The following is an 18,337-nucleotide window of genomic DNA, read 5'->3' as shown; positions in this document are numbered from 1 at the left end:
GATACCCCCACCGGGTTTCCCGTTCCGTACTGCCCCGTCCGCCCCGGGCTCAGTGGTCGCGCTCGGCGCGCGTCCAGGCGGCGTCGCGGAGCAGGCGCAGGCCGTTGAGGCCGACGATGACGGTGGAGCCCTCGTGCCCGGCGACGCCCAGCGGGAGCGGCAGCGTGCCGGCCAGGTCCCAGACGACGAGGCCGGTGATGAAGACGGCCGCGATCACCAGGTTCTGCACGACGAGGCGGCGGCATCGCCGCGAGAGCGCCACGGCGGTGGGGACGGTGGCGAGTTCGTCGCGGACGACGACGGCGTCGGCGGTCTCCAGGGCCAGGTCGGAGCCGGCCCTGCCCATGGCGATGCCCGTGTGCGCCGCGGCCAGGGCCGGGGCGTCGTTCACACCGTCCCCGACCACCAGCACCTTCCGCCCGGCGCTCTCCATCGCCTTGACCGCGTGCACCTTGTCCTGCGGCAGCAGACCGGCCCGGACGTCATCGATGCCGACCTCGGCAGCGAGACGGGCGGCGGCACGTGGGTTGTCCCCGGTGACCAGCACCGGTGTGCTGCCGGTGAGTCGAGCGAGGCGGGCGACGGTGGAACGGGCGTCGGTGCGCAGCCGGTCGGCGATGCCCAGGACGCCCACGGGCGTGCCGTCGAGCACGACGAGGGCGGCGGTGCGGCCGTCCTCCTCCACTTGTACGGCGAGTTCGGCGGCGGCCCCGGCCTCGGCCTCGCCGGTACGAACGTCCAGCAGGCGGGCCGGGCTGCCGACGGCGACCTTGCGGCCGTCCACGGTGGCGGTGACGCCGGTGCCCGGGGCGGAGGTGAAGTCCGCCACCGGTGGCAGGGCGAGACCGCGGGTCCGGGCGGCCTCGGTGACCGCGCGGGCGAGGGGGTGTTCGCTGGGATGCTCGGCCGCCGCCGCCAGCGTGAGCAGGGCGTCCTCGGTCAGGCCCGAGGACACGAGTGGACGGATGTCGGTGACGCGTGGGGTGCCTTCGGTCAGGGTGCCGGTCTTGTCGAGTGCGACGGCGTCGATCAGACCGAGACGTTCCATCACCACGGCGGACTTGATGAGCACCCCGTGCCGTCCGGCATTGGCGATCGCGGACAGCAGCGGCGGCATCGTGGCCAGCACCACGGCGCACGGCGAGGCCACGATCATGAAGGTCATCGCCCGGAGCAGTGTCGGCTGCAGTGCCGCGCCGAAGGCCAGGGGCACGGCGAACAGCGCGACGGTGGCGGCCACCATGCCGATCGAGTAGCGCTGTTCGACCTTCTCGATGAACAACTGAGTGGGGGCCTTCGTCCCCGATGCCTCCTCGACCATGGCGACGATCCGGGCGATCACCGAATCGGACGGGTCGCGCTCCACGGTCACCCGCAGCGCCCCGGTGCCGTTCAGGGTTCCCGCGAAGACCTCGTCGCCGGGTTCCTTGGCCACCGGCAGCGGCTCACCGGTGATGGTTGCCTGGTCCACGTCGCTCGCCCCGTCGAGCACCCGGCCGTCGGCCCCGACGCGTTCGCCGGGGCGTACCAGGATCACGTCCCCGACCGTCAACTCCTCCGTGGGCACGGTCTCTTCGGCACCCGCTTCGCCGAGCCGGGTGGCCTTGGCGGGTGCCAGGTCGAGCAGTCCGCGTACCGAGTCCGCCGTCCGCGCGGTGGCGAACGCCTCCAGGGCGCCCGAGGTGGCGAAGATGACGATGAGCAGGGCGCCGTCCAGCACCTGTCCGATCGCCGCCGCGCCGAGAGCAGCGACGACCATCAGCAGGTCGACGTCGAGCGTTTTCTCCCGGAGCGCCTTCAGCCCTTCCCAGCCCGGCTCCCAGCCACCGGTGACGTACGTCAGCGCGTACAGCGGGCCCCATGTCCACCACGGGGCGCCGAGCAGTTGCAGGGGCAGCGCGGCCAGGAACAGCAGCAGCGCGGCCCCGGCCCAGCGGGCCTCCGGAAGGGCCAGGATCCGGGTGCGCCGCCCAGGGCCTCCCGTTCGGACCGGGCCGGCTGGCGCGACCGGGCGGGTGAGGGTGGAAGACATGGGCGTGATCCTTCACGCGAGAGGGCGGAGTGGTTCGACCTCCGCACCATACAGGATCACATGAACACGCATTCATGTATGCATCTCCGTAGGATGAGGGCATGGGCCACGGAGTTGACGCGAAGACCGCTGCCACCGCGCGCGAGCGCCTCGACGCGGTAGGGGCCACCGAGGTGGCGTCCACCCTTCAAGCCCTCGCCACCCCGTCCCGGCTCCGCATCCTGGCCCGCCTCCAGGAGGGCCCCTGCCCCGCGACGGAGCTCGCCGACGCGGTCGGCATGGAGCAGTCCGCCTGCTCCCACCAGTTGCGGCTGCTGCGCAACCTCGGCCTGGTCACGGGCAAGCGCCGGGGCCGCTCGGTGATCTACGCGCTGTACGACAACCACGTGGCCGAACTCCTCGACCAGGCCCTCTTCCACGTCGAACACCTGCGCCTGGGGCTGCACGACACCCCGGCGCAGGTCACCGCCGGGGCCGACGACACGGTGGCCGTCACCGGCCGTTGAGGACAGTTGCTCCCTGCGCCGTCCTACGGCGCGGGCACGGCCGCCAGGAAGTCCCCGAGGATCCGGCCGAACACGTCCGGCTTCTCCATGTTCGGGTAGTGGGCGGCGCCCTCGACGAGCACCTCCCGCCCGTCGGCGACCGTCCGCACCAGGCGCCGCGCCATGGCGAGGTGATCCGCCGCGTCGATGGAGCCGTTGACGGCCAGGACCGGGACCGCGATTCCAGCCGCCCGCGCCCAGGTGTTGGGAACGGGCACCCTCGGATCGGCTTCGCCACCGCTGTGCTTGGACAGCGTCCGGGCCGCCATCTCGCGCACCCTCGCCACCACGGCACGGTCGATGTCGTCGAGCGTGCGGTGCGGGCCCGCCACGAAGAGCATGAAGGCGTCGATCCAGCCCTCGATGTCACCCGCGCCCAGGGCGCGGGCCTGCGCGGCCAGAACCCCCTGGGTCCAGGGGTCGTCGAATTCGGGCTCGCTAGTCCCCGCCCCACTGACGACCAGCGCACGCACCAGATCCGGGTGTTCCAGCGCGGTGTCGACTGCGGTGGCCGCGCCCATCGACACTCCGGCCAGGACCGCGGGCCCCGCGTCGAGGTGGCGCAGCAGGGCGGCCAAGTCGTCGGTGTGCCGGAAGGGCCTGGTCGCGTTGACCGATCCGCCGTGTCCACGGGCGTCCGGCACGATCACCCGGTGATGGCGTGACAGCTCCGGCACCAGGTCGTCCCACATCCCGTGATCCAGGAATCCGCCGTGCAGCAGCACCAGCAGTGGGCCCTCGCCGGTGTCCCGGTGGACGAGGCGGCCGTCCTCGGTCTCGAAGAATTTCAGCTCGGAAGCAGCACTCATGACAACCAAGGTGCCATCCCCTCGCCACTTTGACAACCAAGGTGTCATGATTGCGGGATGACCGATATCGACCCGCCCCTGCCGCCCGAGGAACTGGCCCACCGGCTCACGGAGGTCTTCGCCCTGGTCGGCCCGCTCTACCGGCGTGTGCAGCGCAAGGTGGAACAGACCGCGCCGATCGAGGGCCTGTCCGTCGGTGTGCGTGCCGTACTGGATCTGCTGCGCGGGAACGGCCCCATGACGGTCCCCCAGATGGGCCGGGCGCAGGCACTGAGCAGGCAATTCGTGCAACGCATGGTCAACGACGCCTCGGCCGCGGGACTGGTCGAGATCGTCCCCAACCCCGCACACCAGCGGTCGCCGCTGGTCCGGCTGACCGCGAGCGGCCGGGCGGCGATCGACGCCGCCCTGGCCCGCGAGCAGTCGCTGCTGCGCCAGGTGGACGGGGACCTCACCGATGGCGATGTGACGGCGTGCGTACGGGTGCTCGGGCGGATGCTGGAGCTCTTCGAACACGTCGCCGTGGACTGAGACCGGGCGCCCATCCCGCCCCGGGAGGGGGCGGGATGGATGCGTATGCCACCGAGTGCGGATCCAACTGCCCCCGTCTACGCTCAGATGTGGATCTATGCCGCAAGAGGTCGTGAATCTACAGGAAGCGAGACCCCATGGAGCGGCTCAAGCGGTCGGGGCTCGCCGGGGAAGTCTCCGCGGAGTTCCTCGGCACGATGATTCTCATCCTCATCGGTTGTGGTGTGGTGGCCCAGGTCGTCGCGGGCGGTGCGCTCACCGATCCGCCGGGCGGGCTCGGGAATCACGACAGCATCGCCTGGGCCTGGGGGCTCGGAGTCACACTGGGCGTCTATGTGGCGGGCCGGCTCAGCGGAGCCCATCTCAACCCCGCCGTGACCCTCTCCCTCGCCGCGTTCAAGGACTTCCCCTGGAAGAAGGTGGCGCCGTACTCGCTCGCCCAGGTCGCGGGGGCGTTCGTCGCGGCGCTGCTGGTGCGGTGGAACTACACGGAGGCGCTGGCGAGGGCGGACCCGGGACACACGATCAAGACGCAGTTCGTGTTCTCCACGCTGCCCGCCAACGGCAACCCCGCTCTTCCGGTCCACGAATGGGGAGCGTTCCGGGACCAGGTCATCGGCACCGCGATCCTCGTACTGCTCATCTTCGCGGTCACCGATCTCCTCAACACCCCGCCGGGCTCCAATCTCGGCCCGTTCATCGTGGGCCTCATCGTGGTCGCCATCGGCATGGCGTTCGGCACCAACGCCGGATACGCCATCAACCCGGCCCGTGACCTCGGCCCCCGGCTCGCGAGCTTCCTCACCGGTTACGGCGAGGCGTGGCGGGATCAGTACGGGAACTTCTACTTCTGGGTGCCGATCGTGGGCCCGCTGGTCGGCGGACCACTCGGAGCGTTCGTCTACAAGGTGTTCATCAGCCGTTTCCTCCCCACGGCGGAAGAGGAACCGGAGGGAACCATCCCCGTACCGCCGGAGACGTGACGCCCGGTCCCATCACCGAGCCCGGACTCAGGAGAGGCAGCATGCCATGGCGGACTTCATCGGCGCAGTGGACCAAGGCACCACCAGCAGCCGCTTCATGATCTTCGATCACGACGGCAACGAAGTGGCCAGACACCAGTTGGAGCACGAACAGATCCTCCCCCGCCCCGGCTGGGTGGAGCACGATCCGGTGGAGATCTGGGAGCGCACCAACTCGGTGATGCAGAACGCCTTGCGCACCGGTGGTCTCAGCGGCACGGATCTCGACGCCATCGGGATCACCAACCAGCGCGAGACCACCGTCGTCTGGGACCCCCGAACCGGCCGTCCGTACTGCAACGCCATCGTGTGGCAGGACACCCGCACCGACTCGATCGCCCAGACCCTGGAGAACGAGGGGCACGGCGAGGTCATCCGGCGCAAGTCGGGGCTTCCTCCGGCCACTTACTTCTCCGGCGGGAAGATCAAGTGGATTCTCGAGAACGTCGAGGGGGTCCGCGAGGCCGCGGAGCGTGGGCACGCGGTGTTCGGGAACACGGACTCCTGGGTGTTGTGGAATCTCACCGGCGGCCCCGACGGCGGCACCCACGCCACCGATGTGACCAATGCCAGCCGCACGATGCTGATGAACCTGGAGACGCTCGACTGGGACGACGAACTGCTGGACATCTTCGGCATCCCCCGGGCGATGCTCCCCACCATCAATCCCTCCTCCGATGCTCAGGCGTACGGCCGCACCCGCACCTCGCGTCCGCTGCGGGCCGCCGTCCCGGTCACCGGGGTGCTCGGCGACCAGCAGGCGGCCACCGTGGGGCAGGTGTGCTTCGAGCCGGGCGAGGCGAAGAACACGTACGGCACCGGCAACTTCCTGCTACTCAACACCGGTACGAAGCCCATCCGGTCGCAGCACGGCCTGCTCACCACGGTCGCCTACCGGTTCGGGCGGAGCCCGGCGGTCTACGCCCTGGAGGGGTCGATCGCGGTCACCGGGTCCGCGGTGCAGTGGCTGCGGGACCAGATGAAGATCATCACCGATGCGGCGGAGAGCGAGCGGCTGGCCCGGTCCGTCGCGGACAACGGCGGGATGTACTTCGTGCCGGCCTTCTCGGGGCTCTTCGCGCCGTACTGGCGCTCGGACGCCCGCGGCGCCATCGTCGGTCTGGCCAGGTACAACACCAACGCCCATCTGGCGAGGGCCACTCTGGAGGCGATCTGCTACCAGAGCCGGGACGTGGTGGAGGCGATGGAGCAGGACTCCGGTGTCCATCTCGACGTGCTCAAGGTCGACGGCGGGGTCACCGCCAACGACCTGTGCATGCAGATCCAGGCCGATGTGCTCGGTGTCCCCGTCAGCCGCCCGGTGGTCGCCGAGACGACCGCGCTCGGCGCCGCCTACGCCGCCGGTCTCGCCACCGGATTCTGGCGGGACCAGGACGAGTTGCGTGAGCACTGGCAGGAGTCGAGGCGCTGGGAACCGCAGTGGAGCGAGGAGCAGCGGGCGGAGGGTTACGCGAACTGGAAGCGGGCGGTGGAGCGCACCCTGGACTGGGTCAGCGTGGGATGACGGTCCGACGCACTGTGCGGGCGTGCCCGCACAGTGCGCCAGGGGCTCAGGCCCGCGTCCGCAGACCGGCCAGGAGCTGGTAGACGGTCTCGGTGCCCTGTCGCAGTGCTTCGACGCCGATGTGTTCGTCCGTGCCGTGCATGCGCTTGAGCATGTCCCGGTTCACGGTGAACGGGTACATGCCGTACACGGGTACGTTCTGTTCCCGGAACGGCACCGCGCTGGTGACCGCCTCGAACTGGCAGGCGGTGGCCCGTACTCCGGGGTGGGTCCGGCGTACAGCGCTCTGCCAGGCGCGGAAGACGTCCGTGTCGTAGTCGGAGTCGGGTGTGGCCAGATAGCCGCGCAATCGGTCCAGGGCCTGCCGCTCGCTCTCGCCGGGGTTTCCGACCACACTCAGAGTCGCCCGGTTGCCGATCAGCGAGCGGAGTTCGGCGACGATGCGCCCGGGGTCGTCGGCCCCCGGCAGGAAGGCCGCCCGGAACTCCGCGGTCGCGGTGCCCGGAACGATGCTCGGGTAGTAGCCGGACTGGGCGGAGGTGAAGGCGAGCGTGGTCCGCAGCATCGCGTTGTGCAGCTCCGGGGTCTCGCTGAGCCGCACCACCGCTTCCCCCGCCCGGTCCCGCCGCTGGTCAGTGCGGGCCGCCAGCAGCTCCCGGATCGCCTCGGCGAACGGCCGGTCGGTGGTGGCCTCGGCCAGTTCGGCGAAGTACTGCCGGGACAACGCGTTCGGGCGGATGTGGGCACGCCACCCCCCGAGTTGGTCGAGCACCTCGCCCAGCCGGATCACCGCCTGTCCGCTGAACGGCTTGGAGGTGTGGGTGGCGTACGACGCGGTCTCCAGGCGCAGCAGCAGGGAACGCTTGTCGTTGCAGGTGAGCGAGGCGATCATGGGCGTGGTGCCGTCGCGCTGGTTGAGTACCCAGCCGCCCTCGGTGATGACCGCGCCCGCCGCCACCTTGCCCGGGTGTTCCGTGAGGAACCAGCGCACGCCGTAGGGGCCCTGTTCCTCGTCGCAGTCGGACCACAGGACGATGTCGCGGTCGAAGGCCGCTCCCTCGCGGACATGGCGCAGCAGAGCGGCGACGAAGGCGGCGTTGACGCCCTTCATGTCCAGCGAGCCGCGGCCGTACAGCTTGCCGTCCTTGATCTCCGCGGCGAAGGGGGCCGTCTCCCATCTGTCGCCGATGGCGGGCACCACGTCGGAGTGGCCGAGCAGGATCAGGGGCTTCTTCGTGATCGGTCCGCTGCCGGGTACGCGGGCGAAGAAGTGGACGTTGCCGTCCTTCGGAGTGGGCACGATCTCGGTTCCGACTCCGGCATCCCGGAAGATGCCCTGGAGCATCCGGGCGAACGGCAGGGTGACCGCGCCGTCGCCGGGGTTGCTGGTGTCCTGGCGGATCATGGCGACGGCCAGGGCCACGGGGTCGGTGGGATCGCCGTCGAAGGAGGCTCCGCCCGTCCCCGTCGGCGCGTCGGCCCGCGCCGCGGGTGCCGCCGATGCCACCGCGCCGAGGCCCAGCACCGTGGACGCGACGGCAGTCGCGCCGGCACCGAGCACGGAACGCCGTGACGGCCGGGTTCCGGGAAGTCCGTCGAGGCAGGCGGTGATGACCGCGGCCGGATTCTCCTGGTGGGCGTAGTGACCGCCCCCGACGGACTTCAGGGTGCATTCGCCCCGGGTCCACTCGGCCCAGCGGCGCACGGTGACTTCCGGCACGTGCGGGTCGTCGGTGGCCCACACCGCACGCAACTCGACCTGCGGAACGGTTCCCCGCCGGCCGTCGTACCGGGCGGCCAGCCGCAGATCGGCGATGACGGGAGGCAGCAGCACCTCCTCGAACTCGGGGTCCGCGAGCAGTTCCGGGTCGGTCAGTCCGGTTCCGGCGACGAAGGCGCGGGCGTCCTCGACGGTCACGTCCTCGCCGCGGCCGTGGAAGTCGCCGGGGCACTGTCCGGCAACGGCGCACAGCCGTGTGACGGGCACCCCGGCGTCGAGCAGCCGGCGGCAGGTCTCGTACGCCAGCAGGGCGCCGAGGCTGACTCCGATCAGCACCAGCCGTCGCCCGCCCAGCAGTTCGCGTATCCCCGCCGCCACCGCGTCGGCGTAGGCGGCCATGTCGGTGACGGGCTCCTCGTCGACGCGGGTCCCGCGGCCCGGCGGTGCGACGAACGCGAGGGTGGTGTCCTCGGGAGTCAGGCCCCGCCAGCTCGCGAACGTCGAGCCGTGGGCGCCGGTGGGTGCGAAGCAGACGGCGAGGGTACTCGTGGCGGCGCCCTGCGGCTGTTCGCCCGGCACGGTCAGCCATGGGTCGTTCATTTCTGCTCCTCCTGCTGGATCTCGCGGCACAGGGCGGCGATCGCGGTGACGGTGGGTGCGCCGAGGATGCGGCGCAGCGGCACGCGGCGGCCCGCCGTCGCCGCCAGCCGGTTGGCGAGCCGGACGGCGAGCAGGGAGTGGCCTCCGGCGTCGAAGAAGTTCTGGTCCGCCGATGCGGGCGGTGCGCCGAGCAGTTCCTGCCAGAGCGCGGCGACGGCGGTCTCGGTGGCGTCGGACGGGGTGAATCCGGCCGCCTGTTCCTGCCCGATGCCTGCCACGAGTGTGCGCAGGGCGGTGCGGTCCAGCTTGCCGTTGGTGCTCAGCGGGAGCCGCGGGACCTGCTGGATGCGGGCGGGCAGCATGTAGTCGGGCAGCCGGTCGCGCAGATACGCGCGCAGTGCGCCGGCGCCGGTCTCCTCGTCGGAGATGACACAGGCGACGATGCGTGTTTCGCCGCCCTCGGTCTCCGCGTAGGCCCCCGCGTCGGTGACGTCCGGTGCCTTGCGCAGGGTGGCCTCGATCTCCTCCAGCTCGACGCGGTAGCCGCGCACCTTGATCTGGTTGTCGGCGCGTCCGGTGATCTCCAGCACGGAGTCGGGGAGTTGGCGGCCACGGTCGCCGGTGCGGTAGTGCAGGACTCCGGCGTCATCGGTGGTGAAGCGGTCCTCGGCGTCGCCGCCGACGTAGCCGAGGGCGAGTGGTGGTCCGGAGACCCACACCTCGCCGGTCACACCGGCCGGGAGGCGTCGGCCGAGCCGGTCACGGACCGAGAGCGAGGCGCCCGCCACGGGGCTGCCGACTGGGACGCGTTCGGCGTCGGCGGGCAGCCGAACGGTGTCGTAGGCGGCGACGTTGGAGGCGGTCTCCGTCATGCCGTACAGGTTGAGCAGGGTGGTGTCGGGCCAGACCTCGCGGAAGCGCAGGACGGTTTCCACGGGCAGGGTGTCGGCGCCGCTGGTGACCAGCAACGGGCGGTGCACGCCGGGGCGTCCGGCGTACTCCTGGAGCAGTCCGGCGATCAGCTGCGGGGTCAGGAAGAGATGGGTGATCCGTTCCTGCTCGACGGCGGCGGCGAAGAGCACCGGATCGAGGAGTTCATCGGTGGCGAGCACGACGGACGGGATGCCCTTGAGCAGTCCGCCCAGCAGTTCCCAGGGCGAGGCGACCAGTGCCAGGGACTTCTGGACGGCGAGCACCGCGTTCTCGGGGAACGGGTGGTCCTGCCACATCCACTCCAGCCGGCCACGGACCGAACGGTGGCTGATGCGTATGCCCTTGGGGTCTCCGGTGGTCCCCGAGGTGTAGACGATGTGGAACAGCGCGTCCTCGTCGGGCTCCTGCTCGGGGGCCTGGTGCAGCGGGCCCTCGGCAATCGGCGCCAGTGTGACGCGGGGGGCGTCCAGGGTGGGGAACTGGTCGAGTCCGGGTTCGGCCAGCACGCAGTGCGGCCCGGTCTCCTCCACCATCCGGCGCTGCCGTCGCACGGGTATCGCGGGGTCCAGCCCGAGGTAGGCGGCGCCGGTCTTCAGTACGGCGAGGACGCCGGCGACGGCGGCGGGGCCGCGCTGGGCGGCGAGTGCCACCAGCGAGCCCGGGCCGGTGCCCTTGGCGGTGAGCCGGGCGGCCAGCCGGCCGCTCCATTCGTCGAGTTCGCGGTAGGTGACGCTGGTGCCGGTGTGGCGCAGGGCGACGGCCCGGGGGTGGGCCGCCACCTGCTCGGCGAAGCGTTCCAGCAGGGTCGGCGTGGTCATCGGTGATCGTCTCCGGGCAGCAGATCGAGGGAGCGAACGGGGGTGTGCTCGGCACGCTCCGGGTCGGTGAGGGCCCGGAGCGCGATCAGGGTGGATTCCAGTACGTTGCGGGCGGCCGGCGCGTCGAGCAGCTCCCGCTGGTAGGCGTACTGGAGGAGCAGTCGGCCGGGGCCGTGCGGCTGGACGTACAGGGCGCAGTCGTACTTGGTGTAGCCGGTGTCCAGTTCGACGAAGCGGAACCGGACGTCCGACGCGGTGGTGGCGCGCGCCGGGTAGGGCAGCATGTTGAGCATGGTCTGGAAGACCGGGGTCGCCGATGAGCTCCGTGAGGCGGCCGGAAGCCGCCGCAGCGTCCAGCCGAAGGGGTGCTCGGCCGCGGCGTAGGCGTCGTACACCGTCTCCCTCACCTGTGCGGTGAACTCCGCGAGGGTGGCGGCCGGGTCGATGTCGAGGCGCAGTGGCAGCATGGCGAGCACGAAGGCGGGCACATCGGCGGTCTCCGGACGCTCCCGCCCCGCCATCGGGGCGCCGATGATCACGTCGTCGGCGTCGCTGTAGTAGCTCAGGGCCAGTGCGTAGGCGGCCAGCAGCGGTACGAACTCGGTGGCGGACGCGGCCAGCGCGGTGTCGCGCAGCCGCCGGGACAGCTGCTCGTCGAGGACCGCCTCGGTGATCTCACCCCGGTAGGTGGGTGCGGCGGGCCGGTGCTTCTGTGCGATCTGGAGGACCGGAAGCCCGCCCGCGAGCCGCCGCAGCCAGTACTCCCCCGCCGCGGCCACCTCCTCGGTGGCCAGCCGCTCGGTGAGATGGTCGAGATAGCGGTCGTAGCGGGTGGCGCGTTCGGGGTCGGGCCCGGCGGGCCGCTGTTCGTAGAGTTCGGCCAGGCGCTGGAACAGCACGGTCGCTCCCCAGCCGTCGAGGAGCAGTTCGTGCATGGTGACCAGGAGCCGGTGCTGCCCGTCGGGCAACCGGAACAGACTGGTCCGCAGGGCCGGTTCGGTGAGCAGGTCGAAGGGCCTGGCCGCCTCCTCGGCGGCCTTCGCGCGAAATGCGTCCGCGGTGACGTCCTGGGCGCTGCCGGGCAGCGGCACCTCCCAGTGCGGGTAGTGGTGCACCACCTCGTGCACCACTTCCTGCGCCGCGTCCTGCCCGTCCGCCGCGTCGGTCCCGTCGTTCTCCGCGAATCGGGCGAGGAGCAGCGGATTCTCGGCGAGCAGCAGCTGCCAGGCCCGGGCCAGCCTTGCCACGTCGAGGGGTCCGTCGAGCTCCAGGGACCCCTGGTAGCTGTAGTAGGGGCTGACCGGGTCGAGCCGCCAGTGGAAGTACACGCCGGCCTGCTGAGGGGTGAGCGGCCGGGTGCGCGGTGTGCCGTCCCGCACCGCCTCCGTGCGGGCACCGGGCAGGGGCCTCCGTTCCTGCCCGAGCGCGGCGAGCGCGGCGGGGCTGCCGTCGCGCAGCACGTCACGCAGGCCGGCGGCCGATCCCGTCCCGCGAAGGGCGGCGACCAGCCGCATGGCCAGCAGCGAATCGCCGCCCAGCTCCAGGAACCTGTCGTTCCTGCCGACCCGTCCGGTGCCGAGGAGCCCGGCGACGACGTCCGCGATCGCGGATTCCGCCGCGCCGCGCGGCGGGGCGTACGGGCGCATGTCGGGGCGGCTGCGGCGCGGTGGTGCGGGCAGGGCCTTGTAGTCCGTCTTGCCGTTGCGGGTGAGCGGGAGCCGGGGCAGGACGACAAAGGTGTGCGGCACCATGGGAGCGGGGAGCCGGCCGCTCAGATGGGCGCGCAGTGATTCCTCCGTCGGCTCGTCGCCGGAGGCGGCGACATACGCGACGAGCCGGGGAGGCTGTGCCGCCACCGGAGTGTGCGCGCTCTCCCGCGCGACCAGGGCTCCGGTGTCGTCGGGGGTGTGGACGGTGACGGCGCAGGCGGCGATCCGGGGGTGGTCGCCCAGCACCGCCTCGATCTCGGCGAGCTCCATGCGTACGCCGCCGAGCTTCACCTGCCGGTCCACCCGGCCCAGGTACTCCAGTTGGCCGTCCGGCAGTGCGCGTACGGCGTCCCCGGTGCGGTAGAGGCGTCCGCCGCCGCTGCCGAACGGGTCGGTGAAGAAGGCGAGAGCGGTGCGCTCCGGGTCACCGAGGTAGCCACGGCCCACGACGAGTCCCCCGACGAACAGCTCCCCCGTTTCCCCGTGCGCACAGGCATGCCACTGCCCGTTCTCCTCGCGAAGTACGTACAGTTCGGCGTTCCCGATGGGCGAGCCGATCGGCAGATGGCGTACTCCGGCGGCCGGAGGACCGAGTTCGGCATGGGTGACGTCGTCCGAACACTCGGTGGGGCCGTACGCGTTGAGCAGCCGGATGCCCGGCATGGTGTCGTGCCACCGCCGGGCCAGCGCGGGTGGCAGTTCCTCGCCGGTGGCGATCATCCAGCGCAGCGCGCCGGGCCGGATTCCCGCGCTCTCCTGGGCGTCGAGCAGGAAGCGGATCAGTGTGGGTACGGTCTCCAGCACCGTGGTTCCGCGTCCGCGCAACGCCTCCAGCAGCAGGGCGCCGTCCTGTGCCTGATCGTCGGCGAAGATCTGGACCCGGCCGCCGACGAGCAGCGGGGCGAGCATCTGCCATACGGAGATGTCGAAGCTCAGCGGCGCGGTCTGGGCCAGCCGGTCGTCCGCGGTCAGCCCCAGATCGTCGATCTTGGCCCAGAGGTGGTTGAGCATTCCGCGGTGCTCGACGATCGCGGCCTTGGGCCGGCCGGTCGACCCCGAGGTGTAGAGGACGTAGCGCACCTCGTCCGGGCCGGGCGACAGGGTCCGGGTGTACGGAGCATCGGCCGGTTCCGGTGTGGTGGTGGGTACGCCGGCCGCGCGGGCACCCTTGACCAGCTCCCCGGTGTCCGTCGTCGCGCCGGTGGCCAGCATCAGTACCGCGCCGCTGTCGGTGAGCAGGGATTCGACGCGCGCGGCGGGCCAGCTCGCATCGACCGGCAGGTAGACGGCGCCCAGCAGCTCCAGGGCGAGGAAGGCCGTGACGACATCGGCGCCGCGCCGCCCGCCGACCGCGACGATCTGCCCCCGCGAGATCCCGGCGGCCGCCAGCTGCGCGGCGATGCGGCGCATCCGGTCGGCCAACCGGCCGTATCCGAGGGACTCTTCGCCGTCTTCGACGGCGGTCCGGTGGGGGTGTGCGGCCGCGAACAGCTCGACGTAGGCATGGACCCCTTCCCTCAGCTCGTACGGTTCGTGGCGGGCGAGTGCCGCGGCCATGGCGCGCTCGCGCGCCCCGTCGGCCAGCGGAAGGCTGGGGTAGTGCTCGGGCAGGCCGGTCACCGGCCCGCCTGCTTCTCGGCGATGACCAGCAGGTACTCGACCGGTACGCCCGTGCCGCGCTCGTCCGTGGTGTGGAATCCCTCGGTCATCTCGACCATTTCCGCTCGCAGTTCCTTCCATCGAGAGGGCGGCGAAATGGTGTTCCTCGCCGCGATGCAGGGGCCGAAGCAGTTCTCGAAGAAGGTGACCAGGTCCTCGGCCGCGTCGAACGGGTAGAAGAGTTCCCGGCGTTCGGAGGTGACCGTGAAGCCGGGGCCGAGGAGTTCGGCGAGGTAGTCCGGCGATCCCCACAGCATGGGCTGTCCCTGATGGCCGTTGGGCGAGGGGAAGTAGGCGGAGAGGATCTCCTGGAAGTGCGCGGTCCAGCTGCGCGCCGTCCAGTTGCACATGCCGATGCGGCCGCCGGGCCGCAGTACCCGGGCCATCTCCCCGCTCGACGCGGCGTGGTCCGGCGCGAACTGGATCCCGTAGGTGGAGGTCACCAGGTCGAACGAGGCATCGGTGAAGGGGAGTTCCTGGGCATCGCCCCGTCGCAGCTCCACCTGGACGCCTGCCTGGGCGAACCGTTCGCGCGCGTCGGGGAAGAACTCGTCGGTCAGGTCCAGCCCGGTGACGACGCAGCCGTGCAGGGCGGACAGCAGCGCGACGTTGCCGTTGCCGGTGGCGACATCGAGATGGGCGGTGTCCGGCGCGGGAGCCAGCCGGTCGACCAGCTCGACGGCACCCGGCCGCAGCAGATCGGCGACGTGCCGGTACTCGCCGTACGACCACATGGTCCGGTTGATCTCCTGGATGTTCTGATCGATCGTCATGCGTATCCCCCTCAGAGCGTGAGCCGGGCGCCGAGACCGGCGGCTTCGGCGCGGGCGTGGATGCGGTCGGCCACGGCGACGTCGAGGATCGACATCCCGAACGGGTTGCTGATCACGATCTCGTCCTGGCTGCGGCGGCCCGGGTGCCGCCCGGCGAGCACATCGCCGAGCGTGCCGTCGACGCGGCGGGCCCCGGGCCGGGCGGTCACTCCTTCCCGCGGGGTGCCGTCGGGGCCGAGCAGGGTGCCCGCCCGGTGCATCCGGCCGAGCAGCCGTCGCGGGTCGTCACGGACCAGGCTCCAGTCGTCGACGATCACCGCGTCGGCCGAGAGCACGGCCGCTTCGGTGAGGTCGTCCAGCGAGACATGGCAGACGAGCGCGCCGGGCAGCAGCCAGTCGGGCTCGATGTACCCCTGGGTCACCGTGGTGACGGGCACGACGAGTTCGGCGCCCCGTACCGCCTCGCGCGGTCCGTCGGCGACCACCGTCTCGATGTCCGCCGCACCCGGCAGCGAGGCGATGTGGTGGGCGACGGACTTCGCACGGTCGGGCGCCACGTCGTACAGCGCGATGCGGCGCAGGGTGGGCACGGTACGCAGCAGCAGCGCGATGTGCGCCTGGGCGAGGGCGCCGCAGCCGAGGAGTGCCAGCCCGCGCGGTTTTGCCACCGCCAGATGGCGCACGGCGAGCGCGGTCACCGCCGCGGTGCGCATCGCGCTGATGTAGGCGGCCTCCATCAGGGCGAGGGGGCGGGCGGTCTCCGGGTCGAGGAGCAGCGTGAAGCCCTGGGAGCGGGGTATTCCGCGCCCCGGGTTGCCGATCGAGGCGTTGATGGTCTTCATGCCGATGACCGGCGGCCGCCCCTCCTGGACGAGTGCGCCGGGCATGGCCAGCAGCCTGGCCGAGTCGCCCTGCGGGGTGGTCCAGCCCAGGTAGGCCTCCTCGGGAAGCTCGGACCGACCGGCGGAGTGCAGTCTGAGCGCATCGGCCACCGTCGCCACGATGTCCACGTCGCGGGCGGCCTCGATGACGTCCGCGCGGGTCAGATAGTTGAAGTGGCTGTCGGGGTATTGCTCGAAGTCCATGACGGGCGGGGCTCCTTGGCGAGAGGGGTCGGTTGCGGTGGGAACGCGGGAGCGGGTTCAGCCGCCGGGGGCGTGTGCCGCGCGGAGCATCACGAAGGGGACGAGCGCACCGAGCAGCAGTACACCGGCGAGTGCGATCCAGCCGGCCGTGCCGAGGGCGAGGACGACGCCGGTCATCAGCACCGGGCCCGCGACCCGGTTGGCCACCGTGCGGCTGGTGTTGAACAGCACCAGGTAGGCGCTGCGCGCCCCTTCCGGTGCCAGGTCGAAGGAGAGCGTCCACGAGGCGCCGACCTGCAGCAGCTCGGCGAACGTCAGGAGGACGACGGCCGAGCCGAGCACCAGCAGTGCCTCCCGCGCCCCGAAACCGGGCGCGGCGGCGAAGGCCAGGGCTCCGCAGCTGAGCAGCAGGGCCGCACCCGCGTACGAGAGCCAGGCCCGGCGCGTGGTGCTGTAGCAGCGGTTGAGGGGGTACTGGAGGGCGATGCACAGCACGGTGTTGACGGCGTACAGGATGCCCACATAGCGCTCCGGTACGTCCGTCTCGGTGACCAGCCACAGCGGGAAGGCCACATTGAGCACCGGCATCCAGAGCGACACCACTGCGTTGTACGCGGTGAAGCCGAGCAGTCGGCGGTCCTTGAGCAGATCCGCCACCCGGGCGCTCGCGACCGCCGTCGCCGTCTTCTCCTCCCGCCGCGCGGTGGCGTACACGGCGGCCACCGCCACGTAGGCGACCGCGCCACCGACCAGCAGCGGCCTGAAGGCCCCCGGCGCGCCGGAGCCCAGGGCGACTCCGGCGATCAGCCCACCGAGGCTGATACCGAGGTTGACGACGGTGCGCTGCACAGCCATGACCTTCGCGCGCAGGTTCTCCGGGGCGCGCGCACCGACGTACGACTGGACCAGTGGGGGTGAGGACTGCTCGGTGACGGCGATGACGGCGACCACGAGCAGAAAGCTCCACCAACCGTCCACCCAGAGGTAGCCGACGGTGGCCAGTGCGCGCAGCAGCATCACACCGATCAGCACCGGCTTCGGCCCGAAGCGCCCGGCCAGCCGGGCGATGGGCACGGCGGCGGCGATGGCGACGACCCCGCCGATGGTCAGGCCGGTGCCGACGGACGAGGTACTGAGATGGGCGACCTTGACGAAGTAGATGGTCGAGACGGCGAGGAAGAGGCCCGTGCCGGTCCATTCGATCAGCGTGGCGCCCTGCACCAGCGGCAGGTACTGCCGGTGGCCGGGGCGGGTCCGCTGCCGGTCAAGGGTGGTGCTGGTGCCCATGTTCAGTGCTCCTGGTGCTTTCGGTCGAAGAAGAGTCCTTCGCTGCGCAGTCGTTGCACGGCGGCGGTGATCTCCTTGGCGACACCCTGTTCGGTCGCCCAGTTGTCGCAGTAGAGGGTGTCCCGGTATTTGGCGCCGCCGTCCGCGGCCAGGCAGACCGCGAGCCGGCCGTCCGTCCCGGCCTCGTCCTGATCGGTCAGCATCGCGCGCACGGCGCAACCGCTGGAGCCGCCGAGTGCGAGCCCGATGTCCTCGGCGATGATCCGGCAGACGGCGATCGACTCGATGTCGTCGACGTGCACCGCGCGGTGGTAGCTGTGCGGCGCCTTCAGGAAGACGGACGGGCGGCTGGCTCCGATGCCCGGGACCAGGCGCCGTCCGCCGCTGCCCGAGACAGCCAGTGAGCCGCGTACGTCCACGGCGACCGCGGCGACGTCGGGCCGGTACTCGCGCAGATGGGCGCTGATGCCCGCGAGGGTGCCGCCGGTGGAGACCGGTATGTACACCGCGCCGAGTTCCGGTCCCGCCTGCGCGGTGAGTTCGGGTCCGGTGGTGTGCCGGTGGATGTGGGGCGCCGCCCAGTTCTCGTACTGGTCGGGCCAGCGGTATCCGGGGTTGTCCGCACACAGCTCGCGCACCCGGCGCAACCGGCTCAGCAGGTAGCCGCCCAGGCCGTCGGGTTCGTCGACGACGATCACCCGCGCTCCGCTGTCCGCGAGCCCGCGACGGGTGGCGTGCGGGGTCTTGAGATCGACCACGGCGAGGAAGTCGCAGCCGAGCGTCGGCAGCAGCCTGGCCAGGGCCAGGCCCAGGTTGCCCGAGGTGGATTCGACCACCACGGTGCCCGGGGTGAGCGGCCGTTCGTCGTGCAGCGCCCGTAACAGTCCTACGGCGCTGCGGTCCTTCACCGATCCGGTGGGGCCGTGTTCTTCGAGTTTCAGGCCCAGACGCCGCACCCGACCCCGGTGGGCGACGTCCAGGCGGAGTAAGGGTGTTGTGCTGAGGGCCCGCGCCAGGACGGGATTGACACGCGACACTGCTTCTCCCTGTGCGATGCGTCGTTCGACGATGGCGATGGGTCGACCGGCCGGCCCGGCTGCGTGCTCTCAGACCTTAGGCAGGTGGCCCCGGGTGTCACCACGACACTCTCACGCCCGCGTGTCACCGTTGGCCGGGAACGGCGCTTGACGTTTCCCCCGCTCTCGTCCCCCGGCCGCTGCCGGGCCCGGTGAAGTCGCGGTACCGGTCCGGTGTTCCGGCGGGGTCGGCGCGCGACAAGAATCGAATTG

At 71.4% G+C, this 18,337-nt stretch carries 13 protein-coding genes; 4 read left to right on the top strand and 9 right to left on the bottom strand.

Annotation, left to right across the window (positions count from 1 at the left end):
* Window positions 1–49 precede the first annotated feature (49 nt).
* Window positions 50–2,032, bottom strand: coding sequence for a heavy metal translocating P-type ATPase (locus ACFYY7_RS12460; RefSeq protein ID WP_388660477.1), 1,983 nt, complete (start codon window positions 2,030–2,032; stop codon window positions 50–52).
* Between the two features lie 101 nt (window positions 2,033–2,133).
* On the opposite strand from ACFYY7_RS12460, the gene ACFYY7_RS12455 reads away from it, so the two are divergent.
* A complete protein-coding gene (locus ACFYY7_RS12455; RefSeq protein WP_388660474.1) occupies window positions 2,134–2,538 on the top strand; it encodes an ArsR/SmtB family transcription factor in 405 nt (134 codons plus the stop codon).
* Between the two features lie 23 nt (window positions 2,539–2,561).
* On the opposite strand, the gene ACFYY7_RS12450 is transcribed toward ACFYY7_RS12455, so the two are convergent.
* Complete coding sequence (locus ACFYY7_RS12450) at window positions 2,562–3,386, bottom strand: alpha/beta fold hydrolase (protein ID WP_388660472.1); 825 nt, start codon at window positions 3,384–3,386, stop codon at window positions 2,562–2,564.
* 57 nt (window positions 3,387–3,443) lie between these two features.
* Between ACFYY7_RS12450 and ACFYY7_RS12445 the strand changes: the two genes are divergently transcribed.
* From ACFYY7_RS12445 to glpK, 3 genes are all read left to right on the top strand, one after another.
* Window positions 3,444–3,917 carry a MarR family winged helix-turn-helix transcriptional regulator gene (locus ACFYY7_RS12445; RefSeq protein WP_388660470.1) on the top strand — a complete coding sequence of 158 codons (474 nt, stop codon included), beginning with the start codon at window positions 3,444–3,446 and terminating at the stop codon, window positions 3,915–3,917.
* Window positions 3,918–4,054: 137 nt separating this feature from the next.
* Window positions 4,055–4,900 (top strand): MIP/aquaporin family protein, encoded by an 846-nt coding sequence (locus ACFYY7_RS12440; protein ID WP_388660468.1) that lies wholly within the window; start codon window positions 4,055–4,057, stop codon window positions 4,898–4,900.
* A gap of 46 nt (window positions 4,901–4,946) precedes the next feature.
* A complete protein-coding gene (gene glpK, locus ACFYY7_RS12435) occupies window positions 4,947–6,464 on the top strand; it encodes a glycerol kinase GlpK (RefSeq protein WP_388660465.1) in 1,518 nt (505 codons plus the stop codon).
* A 46-nt stretch (window positions 6,465–6,510) separates the two neighbouring features.
* Here the strand turns inward: glpK and ACFYY7_RS12430 are convergent, their stop codons facing one another.
* The 7 genes from ACFYY7_RS12430 to ACFYY7_RS12400 are packed head-to-tail and all read right to left on the bottom strand — an operon-like array spanning window position 6,511 to window position 18,085.
* Window positions 6,511–8,784 (bottom strand): M20/M25/M40 family metallo-hydrolase, encoded by a 2,274-nt coding sequence (locus ACFYY7_RS12430; protein WP_388660462.1) that lies wholly within the window; start codon window positions 8,782–8,784, stop codon window positions 6,511–6,513.
* Window positions 8,781–10,535: an AMP-binding protein gene (locus ACFYY7_RS12425; protein ID WP_388660459.1), complete on the bottom strand. Its 1,755-nt coding sequence runs from the start codon at window positions 10,533–10,535 to the stop codon at window positions 8,781–8,783. The genes ACFYY7_RS12430 and ACFYY7_RS12425 overlap by 4 nt, the downstream gene beginning before the upstream one ends.
* Window positions 10,532–13,864 (bottom strand): amino acid adenylation domain-containing protein, encoded by a 3,333-nt coding sequence (locus tag ACFYY7_RS12420; RefSeq protein WP_388660458.1) that lies wholly within the window; start codon window positions 13,862–13,864, stop codon window positions 10,532–10,534. The genes ACFYY7_RS12425 and ACFYY7_RS12420 overlap by 4 nt, the downstream gene beginning before the upstream one ends.
* Window positions 13,861–14,676, bottom strand: coding sequence for a class I SAM-dependent methyltransferase (locus ACFYY7_RS12415; protein WP_388660455.1), 816 nt, complete (start codon window positions 14,674–14,676; stop codon window positions 13,861–13,863). Before ACFYY7_RS12415 ends, ACFYY7_RS12420 begins: the two co-directional genes overlap by 4 nt.
* 11 nt (window positions 14,677–14,687) lie before the next feature.
* Complete coding sequence (locus ACFYY7_RS12410; protein ID WP_388660453.1) at window positions 14,688–15,761, bottom strand: ornithine cyclodeaminase family protein; 1,074 nt, start codon at window positions 15,759–15,761, stop codon at window positions 14,688–14,690.
* Window positions 15,762–15,818: 57 nt separating this feature from the next.
* Complete coding sequence (locus ACFYY7_RS12405; protein WP_388660450.1) at window positions 15,819–17,048, bottom strand: MFS transporter; 1,230 nt, start codon at window positions 17,046–17,048, stop codon at window positions 15,819–15,821.
* A 2-nt stretch (window positions 17,049–17,050) separates the two neighbouring features.
* Window positions 17,051–18,085: a pyridoxal-phosphate dependent enzyme gene (locus ACFYY7_RS12400; RefSeq protein ID WP_388660448.1), complete on the bottom strand. Its 1,035-nt coding sequence runs from the start codon at window positions 18,083–18,085 to the stop codon at window positions 17,051–17,053.
* Between the last annotated feature and the right edge of the window lie 252 nt (window positions 18,086–18,337).

The sequence above is a fragment of the Streptomyces sp. NPDC001933 genome, from assembly GCF_042890955.1.
GTDB lineage: Bacteria > Actinomycetota > Actinomycetes > Streptomycetales > Streptomycetaceae > Streptomyces.
The sequence above is the reverse complement of the archived record's forward strand: the minus strand, read 5'-3'. Positions and strand labels throughout refer to the sequence as shown.